Here is a 25,383-nt window from a genome sequence, read left to right on the forward strand (position 1 = left end):
TAAGCAATAATATGGGGTGACGAAGGAGAGAAGCATTCATGGCAGAGCAATTGAAGGGCATTACCATTGCCCTGGCGGGTCCGCGCAAGGCGGAAGAAATGGCAAAGCTGATACAGAATATGGGTGGGACTGCGCTGCACCGTCCCGCCCAGGGGACGTCATTTCTGGATGATGCTGCACTGCGTGACGGGCTGACCGCCTGGACAGACCAGCCGCCGGACCTGGCAGTTCTGACGACCGGAATGGGACTCGACGCATTGTTCGAGATGGCCGCGAAGCTGGAGCTTGCGGACCGCTTCCTGGAAGTTCTCTCCGCTTCACCTATTGCTGCGCGCGGCTATAAGACAGTCAATGCCTTGAAGAAGCGGGGGCTGGAGCCCGTGGTGCGCGACGATGACGGCAGCACCAAAGGGCTGATCCGCGGTTTGCAGGATTGGGATTTACAGGGCAAGCGGGTCAGACTGCAGCTGCACGGAGAGTCCGCCCCGCATCTGGTCCAGTGGTTGGAGCATGCGGGAGCAGAGGTCAGCTGGGTACAGCCGTACCGGTACACGCAGCCGGAGCCAGGAGCGTTGGCCCTGCTGCTGGCGGATATTACAGAAGGCCGGGTGAATGCGGTAGCCTTCACAAGTGCTCCGCAATTCCGTTTCCTGGCGCAGTATGCGCGGGACCAGGGCAGGCTGGAAGAACTCGTTCAGGCATTCGAGGATAAGGTGCTGGCTGTATCTGTCGGCCGTCTTACCTCTGAAGCCCTCAAGGAAGAGGGCGTGAAGCGGATCATTATGCCGGAGCATGAACGGATGGGCAGCATGTTCGTAGAGCTGGGCCGGTATATCGCGGCTTCCCGGTAACCGGTAGCACCCGGCCGGGCGGCACAGGAATAGGCAACGTTCCACTACAAAGATAAAGAAATAAGGAGGAGGAGACCCATGGATAAGAGAAAATGCCTGTTACTTGGCGATTATACCCACCCGAGGTTTCACCCGCTGCAAGGCGTAGACAAGCAGGTCAGCGAGATTCTGAATGATCTTCTGACCGTACAGTGCTCGGAGAATAAAAAGCTGCTGTTAAGCGAACATTTGGCAGGATATGATCTCTGCATTGCATATAACGAATTATGGAACGAAACCGTATCTCCCCAGCAGACGGCGGGTTTGCTGAGTTATGTAAGCGGCGGCGGCGGCCTGATTGTCCTGCATACCGGTGTTTCGCTGGCGAAGCGGTATGAGCTGGCACATCTGATCGGCGGCAGATTCACCGGACATCCTCCCTATACACCGCTGAATTTCAAGGTGCGGGAACATGATATCACCGAAGGCATTGAGGATTTCCAGCTCGATGAAGAGCCGTACCGTTTCGAGTTCGACCCCTTCACCGATAAGAAGATTCTGCTTGAATATGAAGCGGACGGGGAATTGCTGCCTGCGGCCTGGTGCCACAGCTACGGTCAGGGACGGGTTGTCTATCTGATGCCCGGCCATCATGAGCCGTCGTTCCGACATCCGGCAGTCCGCCAGCTGATTCTGCGCGCAGCCACCTGGGCGGCACGGATTCCCAGATAACCCGGACTTTTATGAAAGACAGTATATATTTTCGGTGTCCCCGCAAAGTACCTGAGTAATCATCGAAGATTTGGCCCCACTTTGTGGGGTTATTTTGTGAATTGGCCCGCTAAGGGGTATACTCTAACCATAACTGGAATCTTTGGGAGGGAAGTACCATGAGTGATTTGTTCAAGAAAGCAATCTCTTTAGGAGTGGGCCTCACCATTGTCAGCAAGGAAAAGGTTGAAAAGGTCGTAGATGAACTCGTCAAGCGGGGCGAGCTTGCGCCATCGGAATCCAAGGCACTGGTTGACCGGCTGGTGGAGCGCGGTGAAGAAGAACGCGGTACCTTCAAATCCGCTGTACATGAGCAGGTTCAGAAGGTGCTAAGGGAGCTCAAGGTGCCTGTTCAAGGAGACATTGCCGGACTGGAATCGCGCATCGCTGTGCTTGAGCGCCGCGTGGCCGAGCTGGAGGGCCATACGGCTCCCCGCACCCAGGAGGATGTCGTGCCGGAAACGCACACGGAATAAATGGCAGTCCGCATAAGACATGCCGGCCGGTACCGGGCAATAGCCATGGCGCTTATGCGTCATGGCTTCGGCTATATGGTGGAGGAACTGGGCCTTTATCATCTTCTGTCCCTTCCGCGCCGGATTATTACGCAGGAGGTTCACGAAAGTGTAACACTCGGGGAGCGGATCCGCCGGGTGCTGGAGGATCTGGGGCCGACGTTTGTCAAATTGGGCCAGCTCGCCAGTACACGTTCCGATCTGCTGCCGGATTCAATTATACAAGAGCTTATTAAGCTGCAGGACAATGTGCCGCCGTTCTCGGCGGAGACGGCCCGCAATATTATCGAGCAGGAACTCGATCAGCATATGGATGCGGTCTTTGAGTACTTCGAGAACAATCCGCTTGCTGCAGCTTCCATCGGTCAGGTGCACCGGGCCGTCCTGCACGGCGGCCAGAGTGTCGCGGTCAAGATTCAGCGTCCCGGTGTCATGCGGACCATGAGCCGGGATCTTGAAATTCTGCTGGATTTAAGCGTCCTGGCTGAGCGGAAGATGGACTGGGCCAAACAATACGGATTAACCCGGATGGTCGAGGAGTTCTCCCGTGCCCTGATGGCCGAGCTTGATTATGCCCAGGAAGGGCGCAACGCCGAACGTATAGCCGGGCATCTGTCTGCCCAGGATAATGTATATATACCGGCCATCTATTGGGATTTCAGCTCCACACGGGTGCTGACGATGGAATACGTGGACGGAATTACGCTGAACCGCCGGGATGAGCTACTGAACAAGGGCGTCAAGCTCAAGACTATTGCCCAGCAGCTTGTAGAGATGATGCTGAACCAGATTTTTATCCATGGCTTCTTTCATGCCGATCCGCATCCGGGCAATGTCATGGTGCTGGAGGACGGCAAGCTGGCTTTGATTGATTTCGGGATGGTCGGGCGGCTGAGCGAGGAAATGAAGGATGGGCTGTCCGCGCTCGTGATCGCACTGATGCGCAAGAATACCGATTCGATGGTACGTGCCATTCTGCGGCTGGGTGTGATTCCGGAGGATGCCGACCGTATGGCACTGCACGATGATATGGACCGGCTGCGGGAGCAGTATTATGATATCCCGTTCAAGCAGGTCAGCATCGGCAAGGCGCTGAATGATCTGTTCAGCATTGCCCGCAAGCACCAGCTGGTTATTCCGCCCGATCTCGCGATGCTGGGTAAGACGATGCTGACGCTGGAGGGCATGGTCGCCAGCCTCGATCCGGCCTTCAGCATAGTGCAGATGGCCGAGCCGTTCGGCAGGCAGCTGGTGAAGCAGCGATTCAGCGGAAGCCGGCTTCAGCGCAAGCTGCTCGGCGGAGTAGCCGATCTTGCCGAGAGTCTGGTGGAGCTTCCTGCCCAGGCCCGGCAGCTCTCCGCGCTGCTCAGCAAGGGGAAGCTCAAGGTGGAGATTGGGGTCCCTGAGCTCCAGAATCTGGAGCACAAGTTCAGCCGGGTCGGCAACCGGCTCTCCTTCAGTATCGTGCTGCTGGCCTTCAGCATTATTATGGCCGGTCTGATTGTGGCTTCCTCTCTGCGCGGCGAGCCTTCGCTGCTCTGGGATTTCCCCATCGTGGAGATCGGCTCCGTCATCGCTATGCTGATGATTGTATGGCTGCTGTTCTCGATATTCAAATCAGGAAGATTCTAGCGGGATAAGCCCGGGAAATAATTATTCTTCCCCAGATGCACACAAGCTGCGCGAAATCAAGTACAATATATTAAGATAACTTGCCCAAAATTAAAGTGTAATGGAACGCAAATGGAGTGCCGTCTGAATGTCCGGTGGATCGCTGCTGCCCCAGAAACCGAACTTCGACTGCAGCCTTGCGGGCCAGTGGAACGGAAGGGCTCCGGCAACGGGGTTCTTCCGCTTTTGTTTGATACGGATACCTGAGAGCGATAACTGGACTGGCTGTCCTGGCACAGCACACTATGCAGGACGGTGCAGCCGTTGCCGCCTGATAACGGGCTTATGCCGCAGGCCAAGCCTTGTGAATGCGTACATTACTCCGATAAATGGATGAATATAAGTTATGAAGTGAAAACTTAGGGAAAATAGTGAGGTGGAGCAATTGCCGGGTTTTAAAGAATTAGGAGTTTCTGAAGTACTAAACGATCTGCTCAAGGGGCAGGGAATCGTGAAACCGACGCCGGTGCAGGAAGAAGCGATCCCGCCGCTCGTAGAGGGTCTGGACGTTATCGCCCGTGCTAAGACGGGAACAGGGAAGACGCTGGCTTTCCTGCTGCCGATTATGGACAAGATCCGGGTAGAGGCGGCTTATCCGCAGGCGCTTATTCTTGCGCCGACGCGTGAACTCGCACTGCAGATTACCGAAGAAGCGCGCAAGCTGGCGCGGCATACGGGAGTGAAGATTCTGGCAGTCTATGGCGGACAGGATGTGGAGAAGCAGCTCCGCAAGCTGGAAGGCGGCAGACATCTGATTATCGGAACGCCGGGACGGCTGCTGGATCACCTGCGCCGGGAGACGCTGGACCTTGGCGGCGTGAAGATGCTGGTGCTGGATGAAGCGGACCAGATGCTCCACATGGGCTTCCTGGAGGATGTAGAGACGATCATTACGGCTGTGCCTTACCGCCGCCAGACGATGCTGTTCTCTGCGACAATGCCGGACCCGATCAAACGGCTGGCTGCGAATTATATGAAAGAACCGCTCGATATCATTATCAAGAGCGGGTCTCCAATTCCGCTGGACAATATCCGCCAGCAGGTGGTGGAATGCTCTGACCGCAATAAGGAAGAAGCGCTTATTGCCCTGATTGAGCGGGACCGTCCGTATCTGGCTATTATTTTCTGCCGGACCAAACGCCGGGCCATCAAGCTGAACGAAGCGCTGCAGGCAGCCGGGTATGACTGCGACGAATTGCACGGCGACTTGTCCCAGGGCAAACGCGAAGCCGTCATGAAGCGGTTCCGCGATGCCAAGCTGCAGCTGCTGGTTGCTACGGATGTAGCAGCCCGCGGGCTTGATGTGGAAGGCATCACCCACATCTTCAACTACGATCTTCCGCTGGATGCGGACAGCTATATTCACCGGATCGGCCGCACGGGCCGCGCCGGAGGCAAGGGCCTTGCGATCACGTTCTCTTCGCCGCGTGAACGCGCCGGGCTCGAACTGATCGAGCACGGCATTTCCCAGCGGCTGGACCGCCGCCGGTACGAGAAGGATGAATTCGGCGTTGGCGAATTCACCTCTGTGCAAGGCGGCGGCTCGCCGCGCGGCGGGCGGCAGAGCGCAGCGCCTGAAGCGGCGCGCGCTGGACGCGGCGGCCGCGGGCAGGGCCGCAGCGGCGGTGCTCCGCGCGCGGAAGCCGCAGGGCGTCCGGGCGGACGCGGACGCGGCGGCAAGGAAGCAGGCGGCTGGGGTGCGCCTGCGGAAGGCGGAAGCCGCAGCCGTAAGGACGCGGCAGGCGGTGGCGGCAAGCGCAGCGCGTACAGCGCGGCTGCGGCTCCGCGGGGCGGCGACTCCGCCGGCAAGAGCGCGGCGAAGCCAAGACCGGGCGGCGGCTACGGCGCCTTCGCCAGCGGCGGCGACAGCAGCCCGGCTCCGGGTTATGCCGCTGGAGCGAATGCCGCAGGCGGACGCGGCGGCAATAAGGGTGGCGGTGCCAGAAGCGGCGGCCCGAGCAGCGGCTACAGCACCAATGTATCCAGAGGCGCGGATGCCGGCGGATTCAGCTATGGTGCTTCGAAGGGCGCCGGCTCCGGTGCCGGGTACAACCCGGGCGGAGCGAAGTCGAGCCCGAAATTCCGGGCGCATGTAGCCCGCAGCAATGAAGGCGGCGGCTCAGGCGCGCCCGCTACCAAGGGCGGCGGCTCACGCGGCGGTTATAGTGCCGGCGGCGGCTCCAAGGGCGGCAAAGGCGGCTTCAGCTCGGGCGGACGCAGCAGCGGCGGAACCTCATCGCGCGGCGGACGCAGTGGCGGCTCCGGCGGCGGTTCACGCGGCGGACGCGGCTCATCCAGATAAAGGCGCTTTACATTCATAAGTGAAACTTGTTACCATAGGGCGGTTAGCGTATCGGCTAATTGTTCTATGGTAATATTTGTTTTAAGGGGCTACTGCACATTTATCAGCCCGGACTGAAACATTTCGGCCCTTCAGCCTGTCTAATAAATGCATGAACAGCTCCGCTTCACATCAGAAGAAGATCTGTACGGGAAGCTGGCATAGCTTAGCATTCATGTTTACCAGACTAGGCTTTTGGGAAGAATACAGATTTTTAGGAGGAACGAAACCGCATATGTCCAGAACTACCAAGATTGTCATCATGTTCATCGTTGTCATTGCTGTCGGCTGGGGAATCGGGAAGTATACTAGCCCATCCGCTTCCCGGGAAGACGGAACGAATATAAATACAGGTACCGATCTCGGGGCAGGGCCGGGTACGGCGCCGGAGACTTCAGCACTGCCAAACGCAGATCCGGACAGCCAGGAGCAGGGCTCCGGCAATAATACAGGGGCTGAGCCAGAGCCGGCTGTAACTGAAGCCCCGGCGGATTCAACGAGCGGGGAGAATAATGCGGCCGGGGCTCCGGAACCAACGGACAGGCCTGCCCCTACGGACAAGCCTGCCCCTACGGATAAGCCGGCGGCTACGGATTCGGGCAGTAATGGTGACGCAGAGATGGTTGCCGCCGAACCGGAGAGCATCGCGGTTATGGTTAATAAGCAGTACAGATTGCCTGACAAATATAAGCCGGCCGATCTGGTCTATCCTGATGTGCCTTTTATTTTCTCGGAGAAGATCGAGAAGCGGATGCTGCGGCGTGAAGCTGCCACGGCGCTGGAGGAGATGTTTGCCGGAGCGAAGAAGGACGGTATTTATCTGGCCGGCGTATCCGGCTACCGTTCGGAAGCGACCCAGAGAAGGCTGTTCAATAACTATGTAGCCCGGGATGGTGAAGAGAAAGCCCGTACCTACAGTGCGTTGCCCGGACACAGCGAGCATCAGACGGGTCTGGCGATAGACCTGTCCGGCAGTGATGGCAAATGTGCGGCCGAAAGCTGCTTTGCCGGTACGAAGGAAGCTGAATGGCTTGCGGATCATGCCGCTGAATACGGATATATTATACGGTTCCTCGAAGGCAAGCAGGCGATCACCGGATATATTTATGAGCCTTGGCATGTCCGTTATGTAGGGAAGGAGATTGCCGCGTCCGTATCGGAGAGAGGGATTACCCTCGAAGAATATTATGATGCCGTTCCGGTGTCGAATTAATGTGAAATCGATGTACAGCCGACCCCATGGTTCAAGGGGTCTTTTTGTGGTTTTATTCTATATTCTATCCTTCACCCTCTGAATAGTTGGACTTCCGGGCGTCTGCTATTGCCGTAATGCCATATTTACGTATTTACCGTGGTTGCTGTAGTTGTCGTTGGAATTCACCGAATCATCAGCTATCTGGGGCAGAAATAGAGTAACTTTATACAAAATCCTGCCCAAAATACAACATTTCCCTCATCCTATCGGCGCAAGTCCAAAATGTTGTATAAAAGGAAGTATTTCACTGTGTTCAAGGGGTTTATCAGGATTATTCTTGTAGTTTATACAACAATCCGCCCGAACGCCCTGCTATCAAGGAATCAAAGTTGCAGAACGTACAACATTAATGTCTACAGTGCTTCCTAAAGAGTCTCATTCTGCCGGCAACGAATCAAGCTTATGGAATTGATGTATTCCTCCAGTCCCACACAGCAGCTGAACGGTAGTTGTAGGGTTGTTGCTGCATTGCGGTTTATTCTTGTAAGGTTGTTGCTAAATGGGGTTTATATAGTTGAATAGCTGAACCTGACGCAAGCGGACTGAGAAGCGCTTATTTCTCCATTAATCATCATATTGGCGCCGAAGCGGACTGAGATTCCGTTATCATATGTGTTTTTGTCTGAAATGAGGATCTGCGGATATATAAGGGATTCTGAGTCCGCTTGATCTGTAAATACGGCCGTTCTGTCCGAATAAGCGATTCTCAGTCCGCGTCACTAGCAGCCCGTGCCAGGAGAGTACTGACAAGTTCCAGTCTGCGCAGGAAGGCGGTGTGTCACGGGATGATGATCAATCCTACTATATCCTTCGGCGGGCTTCGTTTGGTTCACCCGCGGGGCCTCTGGTTAATTAGTGGGAAACCGCACACTAATAAATGGGAGGTGTTCTGTATGTCTGAACATAATCATGTGGTGAGCAAGGACGGAAGTGTGACGATGCACCGGGTGAACGATGCGCTGGACCGGATTGAGCCGGGGCAGAAGGAAATGATCCTGAACAATTTCGAGGATTTCAAAAGCTACTTGGGAAAGCGCATCCACCTAGCGCAGAAAATCGGGCTCAGCGATGAGCAGATGGCTGTGGCTGCCGAGAAAATCGCCGATTATCTGGCGGCGTACGAAGAGCCCCGCAACAGGGAGGAGAAGCTGCTGCTGGAGCTGTGGAAGGCCGGAAACAAAGAAGAGCGCCACCGGCTGGCGCATATGCTGGTGAAGATGGTACAGCATTAAGAGGCAGCCAGTATATTCTTAAATGATGAACACCAGCGGCTTATCAGCTATCCCGCTTCAGCTTAGGCGGTTCCGTGACGGTAACGGGACCGCCTTTTCATCTGCGCGGAAGGCTTTTGACAAGTAAATGGTTAGGGGATACAATTAATTTAATATATGATCAACTATTCATATGTTTGAGGGAGTGAATTTATAATGGGTACTCTTAATATTTTATCCCTGATTGTATTCTGTATTTTCCTGGTTTCTTATGTGTTAAAGCTTGTGATTCTGTACAGAAAGAACAGCATTAAGGCCAATGTGCTGGCCAAAGGCAAGAAAAGCTCCGGAATAAAATTAACAGAACGATTAGTTAAAATAGCTACATTCATTTGGGGGGCTACATGGTTCTCTATGTCATTAGCTGAACCTTATTTTGTCGATTTTATAGGCCGGCATTATAATCTTCCGGTTGTTAACTTCGCCGGTGTGGGTATAGTTAGTTTAGGATGTGCAGTGTTCATTCTCGCTATGACATCAATGCGTACCTCATGGAGAGTCGGGATAGATAAGTCTGCAACGACTAAGCTTATCACCCGGGGGGTGTATAGATATAGCCGGAACGTTGCTTTTGTCGGCTTTGATCTTATGTTCTCGGGTTTGTATTTGATGTATCCCAATTTCTTGACCCTGATCATTCTGGTGCTTAACGTTCTAGCTATTCACCTGTTGATACTGCAGGAAGAGAAACATCTAAGACTTGTATTCGGACAGGAATATGATGATTACTGCCGCAAAACTCCAAGATATATTTAAAGCCGAAGACAAAATCCAACCCATTGGAGCTGATCCTATATGAAATTAAGCATTCTGGATCAATCGCCGGTGTCTGAAGGGAGCTCGCCTGCGGAGGCACTGGCCCAGACAGCATTGCTGGCCCGCGAAGCAGAGCGTCTCGGGTATCACCGCTTCTGGGTTGCTGAGCATCACGCGGCGCCCGGACTGGCCGGCTCCAGTCCGGAGGTGCTGATGGCTCATCTGGCTGCTGTAACTTCGGAGATCCGCATCGGCTCAGGAGCTGTGCTGCTCCCGCATTACAGTGCTTACAAGGTCGCCGAGAACTTCCGCGTCATGGAAGCCTTGTATCCCGGGCGGATCGATCTGGGTGTGGGCAGAGCAGCAGGCGGCAGTGCGCTGTCCGCCAGGGCGCTGCAGGATAACCGTGTGAATCCTGAGGATATAGACCGTTATGAGCAGCAGCTTAAGGAGCTCATTGCTTTTCTGCATGAGTCTGATGAGACAGGGGCTGTGGAACCTCCACACCGCTATGCCGGACTGCAGGCTACACCTGCCGTGAGTACAGCACCGGAAATCTGGCTGCTGGGTTCAAGCAGTGCCAGTGCGGCGCTCTCCGCCCGGCTGGGGACCGGATATGCCTTTGCCCGGTTTATCAACGGGAACGGGGGTGCGGAAGCGGTGCGGGAGTATGCGGATAGCTTCGCTCCATCCCGTGCTGCTGCAACGCCACAATCGCTGGTGGCAGTTTTTGCTGTCTGTGCCAGAACCTCTGAGGAAGCCGACCGCCTGGCCGCCAGCATGGATCTGTCGCTGGTACTGCTGGAGAAAGAGCATCTCTCCACCGCCACTCCTTCTGTAGAAACTGCTATGAATTATACATATACACCTTATGACAGGTTCTCCATTAAGGATAACCGTAAGCGGATGGTCGTAGGGTCGCCGAGGGAAGTCAGGGAGCAATTGCAGGCGCTGGCGGAAGAATATCAATGCGGGGAGCTGATGATTTCATCGCATATTCACAGCTTTGAGGATAAGCTGGCATCCCTCCGGCTTATTGCCGAAGCCTGCGGGCTGACGCGAAGGGTGTAGCTTTCCAGGGCCGCTGGATATGAAGCTGAAGAGCATAATTGTACCCTAAATCCGCTGAAAGTGGGCTGGCTGTGAAGGTAAACGAGAGCCCAATGTATGCGGAAAACCGAGTACAATGTGTCAATGCGGGGTAAACGAGCCCAATGTACTTGAAAAACCGAGTACAATGTGTCAATGCGGGGTAAACGAGCCCAATGTATGCGGAAAACCGAGTACAATCTGTCACTGCGAAGGTAAACGAGCCCAATGTACTTGAAAAACCGAGTACAATCTGTCACTGCGAAGGTAAACGAGCCCAATGTACTTGAAAAACCGAGTACAATGTGTCACAGCGAAGGTAAATGAGCCCAATGTACTTGAAAAACCGAGTACAATGTGTCACTGCGGGGTAAACGAGCCCAATGTATGCGGAAAACCGAGTACAATGCGTCACTGCAAAGGTAAACGAGCTCAATGTATGCGAAAAACCGAATACAATGTGTTACTGCGGGGTGAACCAGCCCAATGCTCCACAGCCCCCTAAAGAAGTTGGAGTCCTCCCCCACAAAAATGTAGACTAGATACAGGAGGAGGATGAACGGAATGGGACACTTAACAGGAACAAGAGAGAAGGCAGCGCAAGAGGTGTTGTCTGGCATTAAGGCGGCGGTGGTTGCCCGAAAGTATGGGGTGACTCCATCAACGGTGAATCAGTGGGTGAGGGATTACCGGGAAGCCCATGGGGAGCAAGATCATCCGTATCCCCAGGACCAGGTGGAGGAACGGAAGCGCCTGCTGGACGTCGAGCAGAAATATGAGAAGGCCGTCAAGATGCTCGGTGAAAAGGAGTTAGAGATTGAGATTCTGCGTGAACTGCTAAAAAAGCCAACCCCTGCTTATCCGAAAAAATCGAGGTAGCCGATATGTTCATTAAGCAGGGGAATACCGCAGCCTTGGTGCTCCGTCTCGTGGGGCTAGCAGAGTCTACGTACTACGACCGTAAGAAACGCAAGAAGCAGGAGGCGCAGGCCGTCCCCCAGGGGCGTGGAAGACCCCTACCCGGCTACTCCCTGACCGAGTCGGGAGAGAAGATTAGCGACGAGCAGATCCAGGAAATGCTCCTGGAACTGGTCGCTGGAGAAGAGCACGTGTACGGGTACAAACTGCTGGCCAAGTGCTTGTGGAACCAGCACGGGCTGAGGCTCAACCACAAGAAAAGCTACCGGCTGTGTCAGGCGCTGGAGATCCTGCAGCCCCAGCGTCAGAAGCGCTTTAAGCATCCCCGGAAGCTGCCGGAGAACCGAGTCATTACCGGAGCGGGCCAGCTCTGGCAGATGGACATTAAATACGGGTATGTGGCGGGCCGGGACCGGCATTTCTTCGTCCTGAGCATTATCGATGTGTTTACCCGGGTTATCGTCGGGTATCACCGAGGATCGTCGTGTGAGGCCAAGCACGCCTGCCAGACGCTGGGACGCGCCATGGAGCAACACTGCGCCCCTGGCAGCGCGCGCCCGGTGATCCGCACCGACAACGGCCCCCAGTTCATCAGCCATCTGTTTGGCGACATGTGTGAAAGCTGGGAGATGACCCATGAACGCATTCCGCCTCGAACGCCGGATTTAAATGCTTTTATTGAATCGTTCCACAGCAATATCGATCGGGATTTGTTCCGCAAAGAGGCCTTCGACACGTTCGAAGAGGCCTATGAAGCCGTGGACCGGTACATGGACTTTTACAATAACCGCAGAATGCATACGAGTCTTCGCAACATGCCGCCAGCTACCTTTGCGGAGTGGGTGCTGACCCTAGAAGACCAGTCCTGCTTCTTCTGGCCGAGAGAAAAAGCGAAATAAAGAGCAAGGCTACGACAAGTACCGATTTTATACGGAGGACTCCGGGATAAGGGGGTCGCACCGAATGTACTTGAAAAACCGAGTACAATGCGGCCCAAAGTGGGCTGCTCACTTAACGATTATCCTTGCTGCTGCCATCCGCAACGCAATCGGAGCCTGAAATTTTGTATCACGCTGCCAATAGGATAAAATAAAGAGGAATGCCCTTAGTGATGCATGAGCTGCATAAGCCGCATAAGGGCATGAACTCTATAAGCCGCCAGGGTAAATACGAACATACAGCCGAAAGGAAGCGAAGCAGGATGTCGATCTATAGTTTTGCCGGAGTCACACCTTCGGGTACAGAAGTGCCGTTTAAGGACTATGAGGGCAAGGTGCTGCTGATCGCCAATACGGCCAGCAAGTGCGGGCTTACCCCGCAATACGGAGATTTGCAGAAGCTGTACGAGCAATACGGAGATCAAGGGCTTGTTGTGCTGGGGTTCCCCTGCAACCAGTTTGCCGGACAGGAGCCGGGTACCAGTGAGGAAGCAGAAGCCTTTTGTCAGATCAATTACGGCGTTACTTTCCCGGTGTTTGCCAAGGTAGATGTGAATGGGCCGGAGGCAAGCCTGCTGTTCCAATATTTGAAGGGCCAGCAGCCGGGTGACGGGGAGAGCAGCGATATCCAGTGGAACTTCACGAAGTTTCTGGTAGACCGCAGCGGTAATGTGGTGGCGCGTGTGGAGCCGAAGGAATCACCGGAGAGTATGAAGGACCTTATTGAATCTCTGCTGAAATAAGTATGGCTTGTCACAAAATAGTCCGCTCCCGGATTTGGTGCACGCGCACCCTGTCCGGGGTTTTTTTTGATATCTAAGCAAGCCGTTTCTGCTTGGCTGTATAGACGGAAGTATCCCCCGTATGAAAATTATCCTTGAATCTTTTCAGAGACCCTGTATCCTTTGAAGAGGAATGTTTCACTCATCTACGGAGATTGCATAAAGAATTATGGGGTGCAGGATAATAACGGCAGGAGGGTTTCATAAAGGCATGAGGTTAATAACAGAGGTAGCATCGGCAGCAGGAATCAATGAAGAGCATCTGGAGTTGTATGGTAAGTATAAAAGCAAACTGTCGCCGTCCCTGTGGGCAGAGCTGAAGCACAAACCGGACGGCAAGCTGGTCCTGGTTACGGCAGTTAACCCTACACCGGCGGGTGAAGGCAAAACCTTGACGACCATCGGATTATCCCAGGCGCTGAATGTGGCGGGAATCAAGACGGTAGCGGCACTACGTGAACCTTCGCTTGGACCCTGCCTGGGCATGAAGGGCGGCGCAACCGGCGGAGGCAAGGCGCAGATTGTTCCGGCAGATGAGATCAATCTGCATTTCACCGGGGATATCCATGCGGTGACCTCTGCGCATAACCTGCTCTCCGCGATGATCGATAATCATATTTTTCAGGGCAACGCCTTGAACCTGGACCCGCAACGGATAGTATGGAAACGTGTGATGGATATGAATGACCGCAGCCTGCGGAATATTGTGACCGGTCTTGGCGACGGCAACGGGACGGTGCGGGAGAGCGGCTTCCAGATCACGACGGCTTCAGAGATTATGGCTGTGCTGTGTCTCTGCAATGACCTCGCGGATCTCAAAACACGGCTGAGCCGGATGCTGATCGGTTATGATACGTTGGGACAGCCAATAACCGCCAAGGATATAGGAGCTGTAGAGGCGATGACTGCACTGCTCAAGGAAGCGGTCAAGCCTAATCTGGTGCAGACGATTGAAGGCACGCCCGTGATTGTGCATGGCGGACCCTTCGCTAATATTGCCCACGGCTGCAGCAGTGTAATCGGAACCCGCTATGCCCTGAAGCTCGCAGACGTGGTAGTGACTGAAGCGGGCTTTGGCGCAGATCTTGGTGCCGAGAAGTTCATGGATATTAAATGCCGCCAGGCCGGCCTGACCCCTTCTGCCGCAGTGCTGGTGGTTACAGTGAAATCACTGAAATATAACGGAGGCGTCCGCAAGGAAGAGCTGTATGCCGGCAACCGGGCGGCGCTGCTCTCCGGATTGTCCAATATGGAGCGCCATATTGAGAATCTTGGCAAATTCGGTGTGCCTGTACTCGTTGCCCTCAATCACTTTGAAGGAGATGCCCCGGCGGAGATTAACGATGTGCTGGAGGCCTGCCGCCGGCTGGGTGTGCCTGCGGCTATCTCCAAGGTATGGGCCGAGGGAAGCGCAGGCGGGCTGGAACTGGCGCAGGAGCTGAAGAAGCTGCTGGACCGGGAAGAGGCCGTAAAGTTCGCGCCGCTGTATGAAGACAACCTGGATATCCCGTCCAAAATCAATAAAATCGTCACCGAAATCTACCATGGCGCAGAAGTGGCCTTTTCTCCGGCAGCCAAACGCAGTCTGGCTGTGATTGACAGGCTGGGCCTGCACCAGCTTCAGGTCTGTATGGCCAAAACGCCATATTCCTTCTCTGATCAGCCGAGGCTGCTTGGTGCACCGGAAGGCTTCACCATGGGTGTCCGGGATATTACGCTGTCCCTTGGCGCAGGTTTTGCTGTAGTCATCACAGGGAACATTGTCACAATGCCGGGACTTCCCGCCAAACCAGCCGCAGAAGGGTTGCAGGTTGATGAAGATGGTGTGATTTCCGGTTTAGAATAAAAGGTTTTTTGGCCGCAGGCAGGCGGCAGCCATCCATCCATTAGATAGAGCCTCACTTGGTCCGCAGAAGGTTGCGGTGAAGTGGGGCTTTTTTTGCTACACAGATTTAAATGTCTACAGTTCCGCACCCTAACTCTGCTTCCTGCTGCTTCCTGCTGCTTCCTGCTGCTGACAGACATAATGTCCTACTGGCGGGGGAAACTAATGCAAGGCGAAAAGAAAACCCGTGCAGATAATTAAAAATTGAAATTGTGAACAATGTGAGAAAATTCACAAAAGTACTTGTAATGTGATAAATATCACAATATAATCAGTATATAAAGTGAAATTAATCACAACAACAGAGAAACAGGCTTGTAAATTGGAGGAGGAAGAAATCATGAAAGTAGCAGTCATTGGATGCACACACGCCGGAACCGCCGCCATTGTTAATACCGCACAGCTGTACCCGGATGCCCAGATTACGGTTTATGAGCGCAACGATAACATATCGTTCTTGTCTTGCGGCATTGCGCTTTACGTAGGGGGAGTCGTCAAGGACCCGCAGGGATTGTTCTATTCTTCCCCGGAACAGCTTGCAGCACTGGGTGTGCAAACGAAGATGCGCCATGAAGTGACGAATGTGGATACCGCCCGCAAAACCTTGAAGGCCCGCAACCTCGCTACAGGCGAAGAATTTGAAGATACGTACGACAAGCTGATTATGACAACAGGCTCATGGCCGATTGTGCCTAAGCTGGAAGGTATAGAGCTGGAGGGGATTCTGCTCTCGAAGAATTATAATCACTCCAACACCATTATTGAACAAGCGCAGAAGGTGAAAAGAATTACAGTAGTCGGAGCCGGTTATATCGGCGTTGAGCTGGTTGAAGCTTTTCAGATGAACGGCAAGGAAGTTACCCTGATCGACGGGGAAGACCGCATTCTGAGCAAATATCTGGATGAGGAATTTACGGCTCCGATTCAACAATCTCTTGAAGAGCACGGCATCAAGCTTGCGCTTGGAGAGAAGGTTGCAGCATTCGCCGGAGAGAACGGCAAAGTGACTAAGGTCATTACAAGCAAGGGAGAGCATGAAACCGATCTGGTCATTCTCTGCATCGGCTTCCGTCCGAATACAGAGCTGCTCAAGGGTCAAGTTGATATGCTTCCGAACGGCGCGATTATGGTCAACGATTACATGCAGACCAGCCTGCCGGATGTATATGCCGCTGGTGACAGCTGTGCGATTCATTACAACCCGACCGGCAAACATGCTTATATTCCGCTCGCCACGAACGCTGTACGCATGGGGACCCTGGTAGCCCGCAATCTGGTCTCGAACACGATTCCTTATATGGGCACGCAGGGAACATCAGGCATCAAGATTTATGAAGACAATATTGCCGGTACAGGACTTACCGAGGATGCCGCCAAAGCCGAGGGTATGGATGCTGAAAGTGTAATGCTAATTGACAACTACCGTCCGGAGTTTATGCCGACATTCGAGCAGGTTCAGGTAAAAGTCGTATTTGAACGTGCGACCCGCCGCATTCTTGGGGCACAGATTATGTCCAAGATGGATCTGACGCAGTCGATCAATACCGTATCGGTTTGTATTCAGAATAAAATGACCGTGGACCAGCTGGCCTTCATTGATTTCTTCTTCCAGCCGCACTACAACAAGCCTTGGAACTTCCTGAACACTGCAGGACTTCAGGCACTGCCCAAGACAGTTGCCGTTAAAGAACCAGTACATGTCTAAACCCCCTGATATTGCGGGGCCCGTTAAGGGCTCCTTTTTTTTGTGTTTTTAACTATTAATTCCGGGTCCGAACGAGAAAAATATTCCGCCGCCTAAGCTTTTATGGTAAATTTGACATGTCAGTGAAAACTTTCACTTAGGTTTTCCGAGAGTGATTTTTATCACGTTAATGTGATTGTGATCACGTTACAATGGCATAAAGGAACAAATTTTAAGTAATTAGAAGGGGATAGGAATCATGGCTTATAACAAACCGCAGGGGATCGCCGAAGTAACGGTAGAGAACGGAGTCAAGAAAGCGCACAATCCGCTCAGCACTGTACTTATTCTCGGTTTCCTGGGAGGAGCGTTTATTGCGCTTGGATTTTTGCTGGATATTCGTGTCATTGCAGGTGCGCCTGCCGAGTGGGGGTCTATCGCTAACTTCATCGGAGCTGCAGTATTCCCGGTAGGGCTTATACTGGTGCTGCTTGCCGGAGGAGAGCTGCTGACAGGCAACATGATGGCGGTGCCGCTTGCTTTTATTGCGAAGAAGATTTCGTTCTGGGAAGTGATTAAGAACCTGGTGCTGATTACACTCAGCAACCTGGCAGGTGCCCTGTTCGTTGCTTATTTCTTCGGTCATGTCGTTGGCCTTACATCGGACGGGGTGTATCTGGAGAAGCTGGTGAGTATGGCTGAGCACAAGATTGATGCGACCTTCCTGCAGGCCTTTATTTCCGGGATCGGCTGTAACTGGCTCGTGGCGCTGGCAGTGTGGCTCTCCTATGGAGCAGATAATTTCAGCGGCAAAATCCTCGGTATCTGGTTCCCGACAATGGCGTTTGTTGCCATCGGCTTCCAGCACGTTGTAGCTAACATGTTCCTTATCCCTGCTGCCATCTTCGAAGGACATTTCACGTGGGCGCAGTATTTCGCCAACTTTGCCCCGGTATGGCTGGGCAATCTTACGGGCGGCGCGATCTTCGTCGCAGCGGCTTACTGGATGGCTTACCTGCGTAAGGAGCCGGTAGCTGTAACGGCTGTTGAAGGAATCTCCGCTGCAGGTGTGAAGAAACACGCTTAATTCATAATCCGCCGGTGATGACCGGCATGTTCAATAGTTTGGCCCAAGCACTTCCTGGCTTCTCGGCACCCTGTTTTATGGGAATCGCAGAGAGACAGGAAGTGTTTTTTGTGTAAATATAAGAATTTGTATGTTTCACACGATAACTTATCCTTCTATTTCTCGCTGAAACGGATACCGTCCTCTTAGGGACGGCGCAGCCGTTTCTACTTGTAACCCGGACTCTGCCTGGAATAACTTCAGGGCACAACAAAATTCGCCGTGCATATCCGACTCGGGGGAACGAAATCGGATTCACGGCGAATAAATAGGGAGTGTTTCATATGCACTATTACCCCGGCCTGCGGGGAACGAATCAGGTCATATCGACCTATTTTCTTTACGTGCAGAAGATGAGGTTATAGAATATAAACAGCACTTCAGTCGTGAAGTGATTAGGAATATCGCGACAGTGAATTCAGTGATTCTATGTGATAAAGCATTAACGCAGGAACTTGCCCTTCCTCCTGTTTTCAGATGATACTGGATGGATTAATGACACCTATGTTACAGGGGATGAAAGACAAGTTATGAGATTTTTGCAGGCCTATCCGAAGGAAGTCAAAGTATTCTTGATTGCCAGTCTCATTAATGCAACCGGCAGTGCGCTGATGTGGCCTCTGGTTACGATGTATGTATTTGATGAGCTGGGACGCAGTATGAAAGATGCGGGAATTGTTCTGCTGGTCCAATCCCTCGGGGGAATTGCCGGGCAATTGCTGGGCGGATCTTTGTATCACAAGGTAGGGGTAAACCGCCTGATTGTCGGAGCACTGGCTATGAACGCGCTGACCCTGTTTGCTCTTCCATGGGCAAGCGGCAGCTGGAGTATATTCATTATAGTTATGGGCCTGATGGGTTTGTTCAACTCCCTGTCTCTCCCGGCTATTCAGGCCTTTATCGGCTTTAGGTTCGCGGAGCAGCGCGGAGAGCTGTTCAATATCGTCTATGTCTCGAATAATATCGGGGTAGCACTGGGTACCGCACTTAGCGGATTCCTAGGCAATTATATGCTGAGCTTTGTGCTGAACGGCGTGACTTCGGCGGTGTTTGCCGGATTCTTCTTTGTCTATCTGCGCAGGGTGGGGGCAGCGCCACCGCCGTCTCACGAGAAAATACAGAAGAAACACCCGCAGGGGGAAGCATCAGGCTGGAAGCTGCTGGGGTATACGCGGATTTATCTTTACATGGCTATTGGCTCGATGTTTCTGCTGATCGGCAATTCGATCTGGAATACCGGAGTATCGCCGTTTATTATTTCAGAGGGCTGGTCGAAGCAGTTATACGGCTTCCTCTGGACGCTAAACGGCGTACTTATCTTTGCCGCGCAGCCGCTGGTCAGTCTGATCAAACGCTGGTTCGCAGGGACTTCTACTGCGCAGATGACAGCAAGCGCCGTATTCTATCTGGGCGGGTATGCGGTCATACTGTTCATGCCGAGCTACCCGGGCATGCTGCTGGCGATGGTGCTGGCTACACTGGGTGAGATGCTGATCTCACCGGCCATGCCATCCTTCATCTCGGAGCATGCCCAGCGCAGTGCGCCCTTCTATCTCGGGCTTAGCGGCGGTATCGGCGCGGTCGGCCGGGTTATCGGCCCGTATTTGATGGGGATTCAATTCGACAGAGGGGGCCTTGCGCCGACAGGCTGGCTGGCCTGCGGGATGGCGGTTCTGTCCGTGGGATTCTTCGCGGTCCATGCCTACGTTAACCGCGGGACTGTGAAGACCCGGAGCAATACTGCATAAACGGCTGCGCTGTAACTAATCCTTTTATTATCTGCTTAGCAAGGCAAGGGGTGTAAAGGTTATGCAACAACTAAACAGGGATTCGGCTTTCACTATCCGTCCCTCTGAAATCAGGGATGCCCGTGAGCTGATCATTCTCGATAATATGATCTGGACAGAGGAGACAACACCCGGTCCGCTGATGTGGCGCTCCCGGGAGGATTATCTGCTGCATGCACCGCCCGGATCCCAGCTTGTAGCCTTACAGGACGGGGAGCTATGCGGGTATGTCGGCTTCGGCTGTCCTAGCGGAATGGAGAGCAACCGCCATGTATGCGAGGTTAATATTGCCGTACATCCGCGTTTCCAGCGCCTGGGTGTAGGCAGCCGGCTGATCGCAGAGATCAAGCGCCATGCCGCAGAGAATGGAATCCGTAAGCTGCGCTTGCGTGTGCTCTCCTGCAATACACCGGCACTCTCGTTCTACCGCAAATGCGGATTTGAGGAGGAGGGACGGCTGCGGGAGGAGTTCTATCTGGGCGGAAGATATGTAGATGAGGTATTCATGAGCTGCATGCTGGACGAGGAGGAATGAAGATGGAAGTCGTCTCACTTAATGTAGGCAAGCCGAAGACCGTGGATTACCGCGGCAAACCGCTGGAAACGGGAATCTACAAGCTGCCGGTCACAGGTCCGCTGGAGCTTCATGCGGAAGGCTTCGACGGGGACGGGCAAGCGGATCTGGTAAACCACGGGGGCCCCGACAAGGCTGTCTGCGTCTATCCGGTTGAGCATTATGCCTACTGGGAAGAGCTGCTTGGCCGGAAGCTGGACTACTCCGCATTCGGTGAGAATATCACAGTGAGCGGACTTCTAGAGACCGAGGTATGCATCGGGGATGTCTTTGAGATTGGTACGGCACTGCTGCAGGTAAGCCAGCCGCGTTTCCCCTGCTTCAAGCTCTCGCAGAAGCATGGACCGGCGGATATGCCTGCTCGGGTGCTGTCCACCGGTTACAGCGGGTTCTATTTCCGCGTGCTGCGTGAAGGCAGGATTGCATCCGGTGACCGGATTATTAAGCGGGAGAGCGGAGCGGGGAGTTTCCCTGTGAAGCAGGTGCTGTACTCAATGGAGCACGGGCGCAAGGATAAGACCGGACTAGACGAGCTAGCCCGGCTGGACAGCCTCACAGCCGGCATCCGGGAGAAATTCCGGGGCTGGCTGGGTGCTGCGGATAGCGCGGAGAGCTAGTGGTGCGGGTGTAGCTGGTGGAGCAGGGAGTAGAGCTGAGCCACCAACCCTGCCCTGCAAGTAAACGAGTAGAAAAACGTATCGTAATTCGCCGACTTCTAGTAAATAACCGGAAACAAGTGGAAAAACAGCAACTATAATAGTTAGTTTCAGCCTTGTTAGACGAAAGGTTATCCAACTGCTGCCCTTATTGCCCATTAGCTGAAACGAAGCCGTCCCTGAACCGGACGGCACCGTTTCCCGCAGAGCGTGAAGCTACAATCTGCTGTCAGCCCAGCAGCTTCCATTCGCTGCGCAGCAGACCGTAGACTGCGTGGTTCACATAACCTGCGGGCAGCTTCTCCGCTTCGCGGATCACGCCTTCGAAGATGAATCCGAGCCGCTCGGGAATGGCCCTGCTTGCCGTGTTACCCGTGGCGCAGCGGATCTCTACACGGTTGAGCTCCAGCTCCAGCAGGGCATAATCCACGAATACCCGGCAGGCGCTGGTCATGTAGCCGTTGCCTTCATAACCTTCACCCAGCCAGTAGCCAATACCGACAGACCGGTTGTGCCAGTCAATCTCGTGATACCCGATGATCCCTGCTAATTCCTCCCGGACCCATAGTCCGGCCGTGAAGCCGCCATTGTCACTGCCCTGCTTCACGGCATTCTTGATGAAAGTAGTCAGGTGGGCCTGCTCGGCTACGCCGTCCACCCAAGGCAGCCACTGCCTGAGCCGGTGGCGTGAGCGCTCCACCAGGGCGTACATATGGCGGGCATGCTCTGGCATAAGCAGCTTCAGCTTCAGCTCTTCATCAATGACATAATTAAACATGCGGCTTCCCCCTCTGCAGCGTAAGGTATAGTCTTCTGCCCTAACGCTTTTTCCACTCCAGAGCGTAGATATCTTCCTCCAGCGCCTGCATGCGCTGTGAGGCCAGTGTCCGGCAGTCACTCAGTGCCCCGTTATAGACAGCCGGCCCAAGCTCGTTCAGGAAGAACTCCAGCAGATTATCTGCTGCAAGATGGCCAATCGTTTCCCCGCGTTCGGCTTCGAAGTATGCGCGGATATTCTCGGTGATCAATTCCCGCTGCTCTTTGGGCAGTTTGATCGGTTTCATGGGTACCCTCCTCTTCTCGGTAATCCTATATGATCCATGCTACTCTATCGCCGGGAGAGAAGTCAAAGATGCAGTTTCATCGCTGTTGGATCTTAAAGGCGGCTTAGTTTCACCGGGACAGATACGTTGTACATCAGGGACAGGAGTGCCGTTTCTGGTTAACTTTTATTGAACATTCCCTGTCTAACGGGTATATTAATAGGAAACATGTTTATACAAGGAAGTAGTAATAATACAGAACGAAAGGTTGATCATTGTGGAGAACCAGGGTACACCCTCCAATTTCATTAAGAACGTCATTACCGAAGATCTCCGCTCGGGCAAGGTTAAGGAAGTGGTCACCCGCTTTCCGCCGGAGCCGAACGGTTATTTACATATCGGACATGCCAAGGCGATCTGGATTAACTTTACACTGGCTGATGAATTCGGCGGCAAGACCCATCTGAGATTCGATGACACCAATCCGGTCAAAGAAGACACGGAGTATGTGAACTCCATTCAGGAAGATGTGAAGTGGCTCGGATACGAATGGGAAGAGCTGCGTTTCGCCTCGGATTATTTCGGTGAAATGTACGAGCGGGCCGAACTGCTGATCAAGAAGGGCAAAGCTTATGTCGATGATCTCACGGCAGAGCAGATCCGTGAATTCCGCGGAACGCTGACGGAGCCGGGACAGAACAGTCCTTACCGTGAACGCGGTATCGATGAGAACCTGGACTTGTTCCACCGCATGCGGGCAGGCGAATTCAAGGACGGCGAGAAGGTGCTGCGCGCCAAAATCGATATGTCCTCTCCAAATATCAATTTGCGCGATCCGGTCATTTACCGTATCTCTCACTCTCATCACCACAATACCGGCGATGAATGGTGCATCTATCCGATGTATACCTTCGCGCATCCGCTCGAAGATGCCATTGAGCATGTTACCCATTCCCTCTGTTCGCTGGAGTTCGAGGACCAGCGCCCGTTCTATGACTGGGTTGTAGCGGAATGCGAGATGCCGGCTGCGCCGCATCAATATGAATTCGGGCGCCTTAACCTCGCCCAGACCGTTACCAGTAAGCGTAAGCTGAAGCTGCTGGTGGATGAAGGCCATGTCGACGGCTGGGATGATCCCCGCATGCCGACGATATCAGGACTGCGCCGCCGCGGGTATACCCCGGAAGCGATCCGCAGCTTCGTGCATGAGACCGGCATTTCCAAGAGCCAGGGCCTCGTAGACCTGCAGATGCTGGAGCATTTCATCCGTGAAGACCTTAAGCTGACGGTACCCCGGACCATGGCTGTGCTGCGGCCGCTGAAAGTAGTTATTACGAATTATCCTGAGGGCGAAACCGAATACTTCGAGATTGAGAACAATGTGGAGAACCCGGAAATGGGTAACCGCCAAATTCCGTTCTCCCGTGAAATCTATATTGAACGCGATGACTTCATGGAGGTTCCGCCGAATAAGTATTTCCGCCTGTTCCCCGGCAACGAGGTCCGGCTCAAGAATGCTTACTTCATCAAGTGCAACGAGTTCATCAAGGATGAGAACGGAGAAGTTATTGAGCTGCACTGCACCTATGATCCTGAAACGAAGAGCGGCAGCGGATTCACCGGACGCAAGGTCAAGGGAACGCTGCACTGGGTAGATGCGAGCCAGGCGGTACCGGCAGAATTCCGTCTCTATGAGCCGCTGATCTCCGCAGAAGAAGCTGAGACCGAGGCCGAAATCGAAGGTCTGGAAGCTGCTGAAGGCAAGCCGGAGCCTACCTTCCTGGATCAGCTTAACCCGAAATCGATCGAGATCATTCAGGGCTTCGTCGAACCGGGCCTGAAGGACAGTGTGCCGCAGGACAAGTTCCAATTCTTCCGCCATGGTTATTTTAATGTAGACAGTAAGTATTCATCACCGGAGCATCTGGTATTCAATCTGGTGGTTTCCCTGAAGAGCTCTTTCCAGCCCAAACAAGGCTAGACTCTCCATGAATGAATACAGGCTTGGCCTCCCGTACGGGAAGCCAAGCCTGTTTGCTGTGTGCTGTGAATCGAACGGTCCCGCCTACCTCGGGTCCCGCCGCTACTCCTCTGCCGCTCCGTCTTCGGGATCTGCCGGAGGCCGGTAGCCGCCGCGGATGAAGAAGAGCCACATGAGACCAAAGCCGATGGTGCCGAACAGGGCGAGGAGCGCACCGGACTGATACATCGTCTGCACTCCGAGATTCTGATACATCCAGCCGCCGAGTACGCCGCCGAGGATGCCGGATATTCCGCTCCATGTAAGCGTGTAGAGTGCTTGTCCCGAGGACCGGTAAGCCCTTGGAACGAGCAGCATAGTAAGCTGGGTGCCGACATAGAAGAATCCGCCGAAGGTAATACAGTGCAGCACCTGAATGAAGGCAACCTGTAGTGGAGTGGTTGCATCGGCCATCATCCACCAGCGCAGGAAGAACAGGGCGCTGACGAACGTGAGGGAGGCCAGCAGTACAGAGATTTTACGTTTAAGAATATAATTGCACAAGAGCAGCACTCCCATCTCCAGAATGGAAGAGAGGAACACCGCCAGCCCAATCATGGTCTTGCTTCCCCCCAGCTCTGTGATGTACAGTGACACAAAGGTGTTGTTCATCGTATTCGGGATAGAGACCAGAATGCCGAAGAGGATGAAGCACAGGAAGAACGGATTATAGAAGATCTGACGCAGTCCCCTGAATGGCAAGGGAGCGATTCCGATAGAATGATCAAGCTTCGGCATAGCGATCAGAGCAATCATCGCCGCGCACAGCAGTGCTGCAAAGAGATAAGACAGCACAGAAACACCAGCCCATTCAATCACGGGTCCGGCCAGTATGGCAGTAAACGCCCAGCCTAACGATCCCCAGAGCCGGTATGAGCTGAACCGCTGGCTGGTACCGTCGATATAGCTGAGGATCATGGTATTGCTCTGGGCGAACAGCGGCCCCTGGAAGAAGTAGAAGAACAGAATAGAAATATATATCATCTCGTATGTATTCGCCTGAAAGACTAGCTGGGACAAGACCAGCGTGCCGGTCAGCATGACCAGGACAATCCGCCGGATATTCTGATAACGGTCACTCCAGATACCCCAGAAGGGATTGGCAATAATAGAGACGAGCGCACCTACCGACATCAGGCTCCCGATCTCCAGCTTATTCATTCCCATGATCTGAAGATATAGCGGAAAGAAGCTGGTGAACAGGACAATCGTTCCATACACGAAGAAGTTGAACCATTTAAGAGAGGTGAAAGACAGCTGCTTATCGAGGTTCTCCCGCAAACTTTGCACTCCTTTCCCGCCAGATGCCTTGAATCCTTAGAACGGCAGAAGTTGCCGCTTCTATCACTGTAACATTTGTTGAAAAGGGATACAAACCAACTTATATAGGGAATTACAAATCAATGGAAAATTAACAGTTTAATTTCAGTTTACAAAGCACAGTTATTCTAGTTTGGAAGGCGGAAGCGGG

The 25,383-nt window shown here is 53.6% G+C and carries 22 protein-coding genes; 19 read left to right on the top strand and 3 right to left on the bottom strand.

All coding sequences use genetic code 11. The annotated features are described in order from the left end of the window. The first annotated feature begins 38 nt into the window (after positions 1-38). The 18 genes from MKZ24_RS06655 to MKZ24_RS06740 all read left to right on the top strand — a co-directional run bounded on the left by MKZ24_RS06655 (position 39) and on the right by MKZ24_RS06740 (position 20,810). On the top strand, positions 39-851 hold the full coding sequence (locus MKZ24_RS06655) for a uroporphyrinogen-III synthase (protein WP_042240415.1): 813 nt from the start codon (positions 39-41) through the stop codon (positions 849-851). 78 nt (positions 852-929) lie between these two features. Then, on the top strand, positions 930-1,562 hold the full coding sequence (locus MKZ24_RS06660) for a ThuA domain-containing protein (RefSeq protein WP_042240413.1): 633 nt from the start codon (positions 930-932) through the stop codon (positions 1,560-1,562). Between the two features lie 158 nt (positions 1,563-1,720). After that, positions 1,721-2,077 (top strand): phasin family protein, encoded by a 357-nt coding sequence (locus tag MKZ24_RS06665; protein WP_042240409.1) that lies wholly within the window; start codon positions 1,721-1,723, stop codon positions 2,075-2,077. After that, positions 2,078-3,748, top strand: coding sequence for an ABC1 kinase family protein (locus MKZ24_RS06670; RefSeq protein ID WP_042240406.1), 1,671 nt, complete (start codon positions 2,078-2,080; stop codon positions 3,746-3,748). A gap of 424 nt (positions 3,749-4,172) precedes the next feature. Further along, on the top strand, positions 4,173-6,089 hold the full coding sequence (locus MKZ24_RS06675; RefSeq protein ID WP_340781781.1) for a DEAD/DEAH box helicase: 1,917 nt from the start codon (positions 4,173-4,175) through the stop codon (positions 6,087-6,089). A 274-nt stretch (positions 6,090-6,363) separates the two neighbouring features. Next, on the top strand, positions 6,364-7,341 hold the full coding sequence (locus MKZ24_RS06680; RefSeq protein ID WP_052416773.1) for a D-alanyl-D-alanine carboxypeptidase family protein: 978 nt from the start codon (positions 6,364-6,366) through the stop codon (positions 7,339-7,341). A gap of 935 nt (positions 7,342-8,276) precedes the next feature. Next, positions 8,277-8,615, top strand: coding sequence for a DUF3243 domain-containing protein (locus MKZ24_RS06685; RefSeq protein WP_340781782.1), 339 nt, complete (start codon positions 8,277-8,279; stop codon positions 8,613-8,615). Between the two features lie 195 nt (positions 8,616-8,810). Next, positions 8,811-9,410: a methyltransferase family protein gene (locus MKZ24_RS06690; RefSeq protein ID WP_340781783.1), complete on the top strand. Its 600-nt coding sequence runs from the start codon at positions 8,811-8,813 to the stop codon at positions 9,408-9,410. 39 nt (positions 9,411-9,449) lie between these two features. Then, the gene (locus MKZ24_RS06695) at positions 9,450-10,481 is read left to right on the top strand and encodes an LLM class flavin-dependent oxidoreductase (protein ID WP_340781784.1); all 1,032 of its coding nucleotides are present in this window, start codon (positions 9,450-9,452) and stop codon (positions 10,479-10,481) included. Between the two features lie 582 nt (positions 10,482-11,063). Next, positions 11,064-11,378 carry a helix-turn-helix domain-containing protein gene (locus MKZ24_RS06700; protein ID WP_052415919.1) on the top strand — a complete coding sequence of 105 codons (315 nt, stop codon included), beginning with the start codon at positions 11,064-11,066 and terminating at the stop codon, positions 11,376-11,378. 5 nt (positions 11,379-11,383) lie between these two features. Continuing rightward, positions 11,384-12,316: an IS3 family transposase gene (locus MKZ24_RS06705; protein WP_081956614.1), complete on the top strand. Its 933-nt coding sequence runs from the start codon at positions 11,384-11,386 to the stop codon at positions 12,314-12,316. A gap of 302 nt (positions 12,317-12,618) precedes the next feature. Beyond that, the gene (locus MKZ24_RS06710) at positions 12,619-13,098 is read left to right on the top strand and encodes a glutathione peroxidase (RefSeq protein ID WP_039309160.1); all 480 of its coding nucleotides are present in this window, start codon (positions 12,619-12,621) and stop codon (positions 13,096-13,098) included. A gap of 250 nt (positions 13,099-13,348) precedes the next feature. Then, positions 13,349-14,983, top strand: a complete 1,635-nt coding sequence (locus MKZ24_RS06715) for a formate--tetrahydrofolate ligase (RefSeq protein ID WP_340781785.1) — start codon at positions 13,349-13,351, stop codon at positions 14,981-14,983. A gap of 379 nt (positions 14,984-15,362) precedes the next feature. After that, positions 15,363-16,727, top strand: a complete 1,365-nt coding sequence (locus tag MKZ24_RS06720; RefSeq protein ID WP_042140284.1) for an FAD-dependent oxidoreductase — start codon at positions 15,363-15,365, stop codon at positions 16,725-16,727. 238 nt (positions 16,728-16,965) lie between these two features. Beyond that, a complete protein-coding gene (locus tag MKZ24_RS06725; RefSeq protein WP_042240388.1) occupies positions 16,966-17,793 on the top strand; it encodes a formate/nitrite transporter family protein in 828 nt (275 codons plus the stop codon). Positions 17,794-18,362: 569 nt separating this feature from the next. After that, complete coding sequence (locus MKZ24_RS06730; RefSeq protein WP_042240385.1) at positions 18,363-19,580, top strand: MFS transporter; 1,218 nt, start codon at positions 18,363-18,365, stop codon at positions 19,578-19,580. A gap of 61 nt (positions 19,581-19,641) precedes the next feature. Beyond that, positions 19,642-20,154 (top strand): GNAT family N-acetyltransferase, encoded by a 513-nt coding sequence (locus MKZ24_RS06735; protein ID WP_042240382.1) that lies wholly within the window; start codon positions 19,642-19,644, stop codon positions 20,152-20,154. Next, positions 20,151-20,810, top strand: a complete 660-nt coding sequence (locus MKZ24_RS06740; RefSeq protein WP_042240379.1) for an MOSC domain-containing protein — start codon at positions 20,151-20,153, stop codon at positions 20,808-20,810. The genes MKZ24_RS06735 and MKZ24_RS06740 overlap by 4 nt, the downstream gene beginning before the upstream one ends. A 268-nt stretch (positions 20,811-21,078) precedes the next feature. Here MKZ24_RS06740 and MKZ24_RS06745 read toward each other — a convergent pair whose 3' ends face one another. After that, a complete protein-coding gene (locus MKZ24_RS06745; protein ID WP_039309141.1) occupies positions 21,079-21,627 on the bottom strand; it encodes a GNAT family N-acetyltransferase in 549 nt (182 codons plus the stop codon). Positions 21,628-21,667: 40 nt separating this feature from the next. Beyond that, on the bottom strand, positions 21,668-21,913 hold the full coding sequence (locus tag MKZ24_RS06750) for a DUF2164 domain-containing protein (protein ID WP_042240376.1): 246 nt from the start codon (positions 21,911-21,913) through the stop codon (positions 21,668-21,670). Between the two features lie 247 nt (positions 21,914-22,160). Here MKZ24_RS06750 and MKZ24_RS06755 point away from each other — a divergent pair, with 247 nt between their 5' ends. Continuing rightward, a complete protein-coding gene (locus tag MKZ24_RS06755; protein ID WP_081956730.1) occupies positions 22,161-23,873 on the top strand; it encodes a glutamine--tRNA ligase/YqeY domain fusion protein in 1,713 nt (570 codons plus the stop codon). Positions 23,874-23,975: 102 nt separating this feature from the next. Here the strand turns inward: MKZ24_RS06755 and MKZ24_RS06760 are convergent, their stop codons facing one another. Next, on the bottom strand, positions 23,976-25,193 hold the full coding sequence (locus MKZ24_RS06760) for an MFS transporter (protein ID WP_042240373.1): 1,218 nt from the start codon (positions 25,191-25,193) through the stop codon (positions 23,976-23,978). Between the last annotated feature and the right edge of the window lie 190 nt (positions 25,194-25,383).

This window comes from Paenibacillus sp. FSL R7-0297, assembly GCF_038009025.1.
GTDB lineage: Bacteria > Bacillota > Bacilli > Paenibacillales > Paenibacillaceae > Paenibacillus_AQ.

Excerpts from the sequence above, each read along its gene's own strand:
- MKZ24_RS06680 (WP_052416773.1), top strand. The coding sequence starts at position 6,364 with ATGTCCAGAACTACCAAGATTGTCATCATGTTCATCGTTGTCATTGCT.
- MKZ24_RS06695 (WP_340781784.1), top strand. The coding sequence starts at position 9,450 with ATGAAATTAAGCATTCTGGATCAATCGCCGGTGTCTGAAGGGAGCTCG.
- MKZ24_RS06715 (WP_340781785.1), top strand. The coding sequence starts at position 13,349 with ATGAGGTTAATAACAGAGGTAGCATCGGCAGCAGGAATCAATGAAGAG.
- MKZ24_RS06750 (WP_042240376.1), bottom strand. The coding sequence starts at position 21,913 with ATGAAACCGATCAAACTGCCCAAAGAGCAGCGGGAATTGATCACCGAG.
- MKZ24_RS06720 (WP_042140284.1), top strand. The coding sequence starts at position 15,363 with ATGAAAGTAGCAGTCATTGGATGCACACACGCCGGAACCGCCGCCATT.
- MKZ24_RS06665 (WP_042240409.1), top strand. The coding sequence starts at position 1,721 with ATGAGTGATTTGTTCAAGAAAGCAATCTCTTTAGGAGTGGGCCTCACC.
- MKZ24_RS06690 (WP_340781783.1), top strand. The coding sequence starts at position 8,811 with ATGGGTACTCTTAATATTTTATCCCTGATTGTATTCTGTATTTTCCTG.
- MKZ24_RS06685 (WP_340781782.1), top strand. The coding sequence starts at position 8,277 with ATGTCTGAACATAATCATGTGGTGAGCAAGGACGGAAGTGTGACGATG.
- MKZ24_RS06700 (WP_052415919.1), top strand. The coding sequence starts at position 11,064 with ATGGGACACTTAACAGGAACAAGAGAGAAGGCAGCGCAAGAGGTGTTG.
- MKZ24_RS06705 (WP_081956614.1), top strand. The coding sequence starts at position 11,384 with ATGTTCATTAAGCAGGGGAATACCGCAGCCTTGGTGCTCCGTCTCGTG.
- MKZ24_RS06655 (WP_042240415.1), top strand. The coding sequence starts at position 39 with ATGGCAGAGCAATTGAAGGGCATTACCATTGCCCTGGCGGGTCCGCGC.
- MKZ24_RS06730 (WP_042240385.1), top strand. The coding sequence starts at position 18,363 with ATGAGATTTTTGCAGGCCTATCCGAAGGAAGTCAAAGTATTCTTGATT.
- MKZ24_RS06740 (WP_042240379.1), top strand. The coding sequence starts at position 20,151 with ATGAAGATGGAAGTCGTCTCACTTAATGTAGGCAAGCCGAAGACCGTG.
- MKZ24_RS06660 (WP_042240413.1), top strand. The coding sequence starts at position 930 with ATGGATAAGAGAAAATGCCTGTTACTTGGCGATTATACCCACCCGAGG.
- MKZ24_RS06745 (WP_039309141.1), bottom strand. The coding sequence starts at position 21,627 with ATGTTTAATTATGTCATTGATGAAGAGCTGAAGCTGAAGCTGCTTATG.
- MKZ24_RS06725 (WP_042240388.1), top strand. The coding sequence starts at position 16,966 with ATGGCTTATAACAAACCGCAGGGGATCGCCGAAGTAACGGTAGAGAAC.
- MKZ24_RS06735 (WP_042240382.1), top strand. The coding sequence starts at position 19,642 with ATGCAACAACTAAACAGGGATTCGGCTTTCACTATCCGTCCCTCTGAA.
- MKZ24_RS06710 (WP_039309160.1), top strand. The coding sequence starts at position 12,619 with ATGTCGATCTATAGTTTTGCCGGAGTCACACCTTCGGGTACAGAAGTG.
- MKZ24_RS06670 (WP_042240406.1), top strand. The coding sequence starts at position 2,078 with ATGGCAGTCCGCATAAGACATGCCGGCCGGTACCGGGCAATAGCCATG.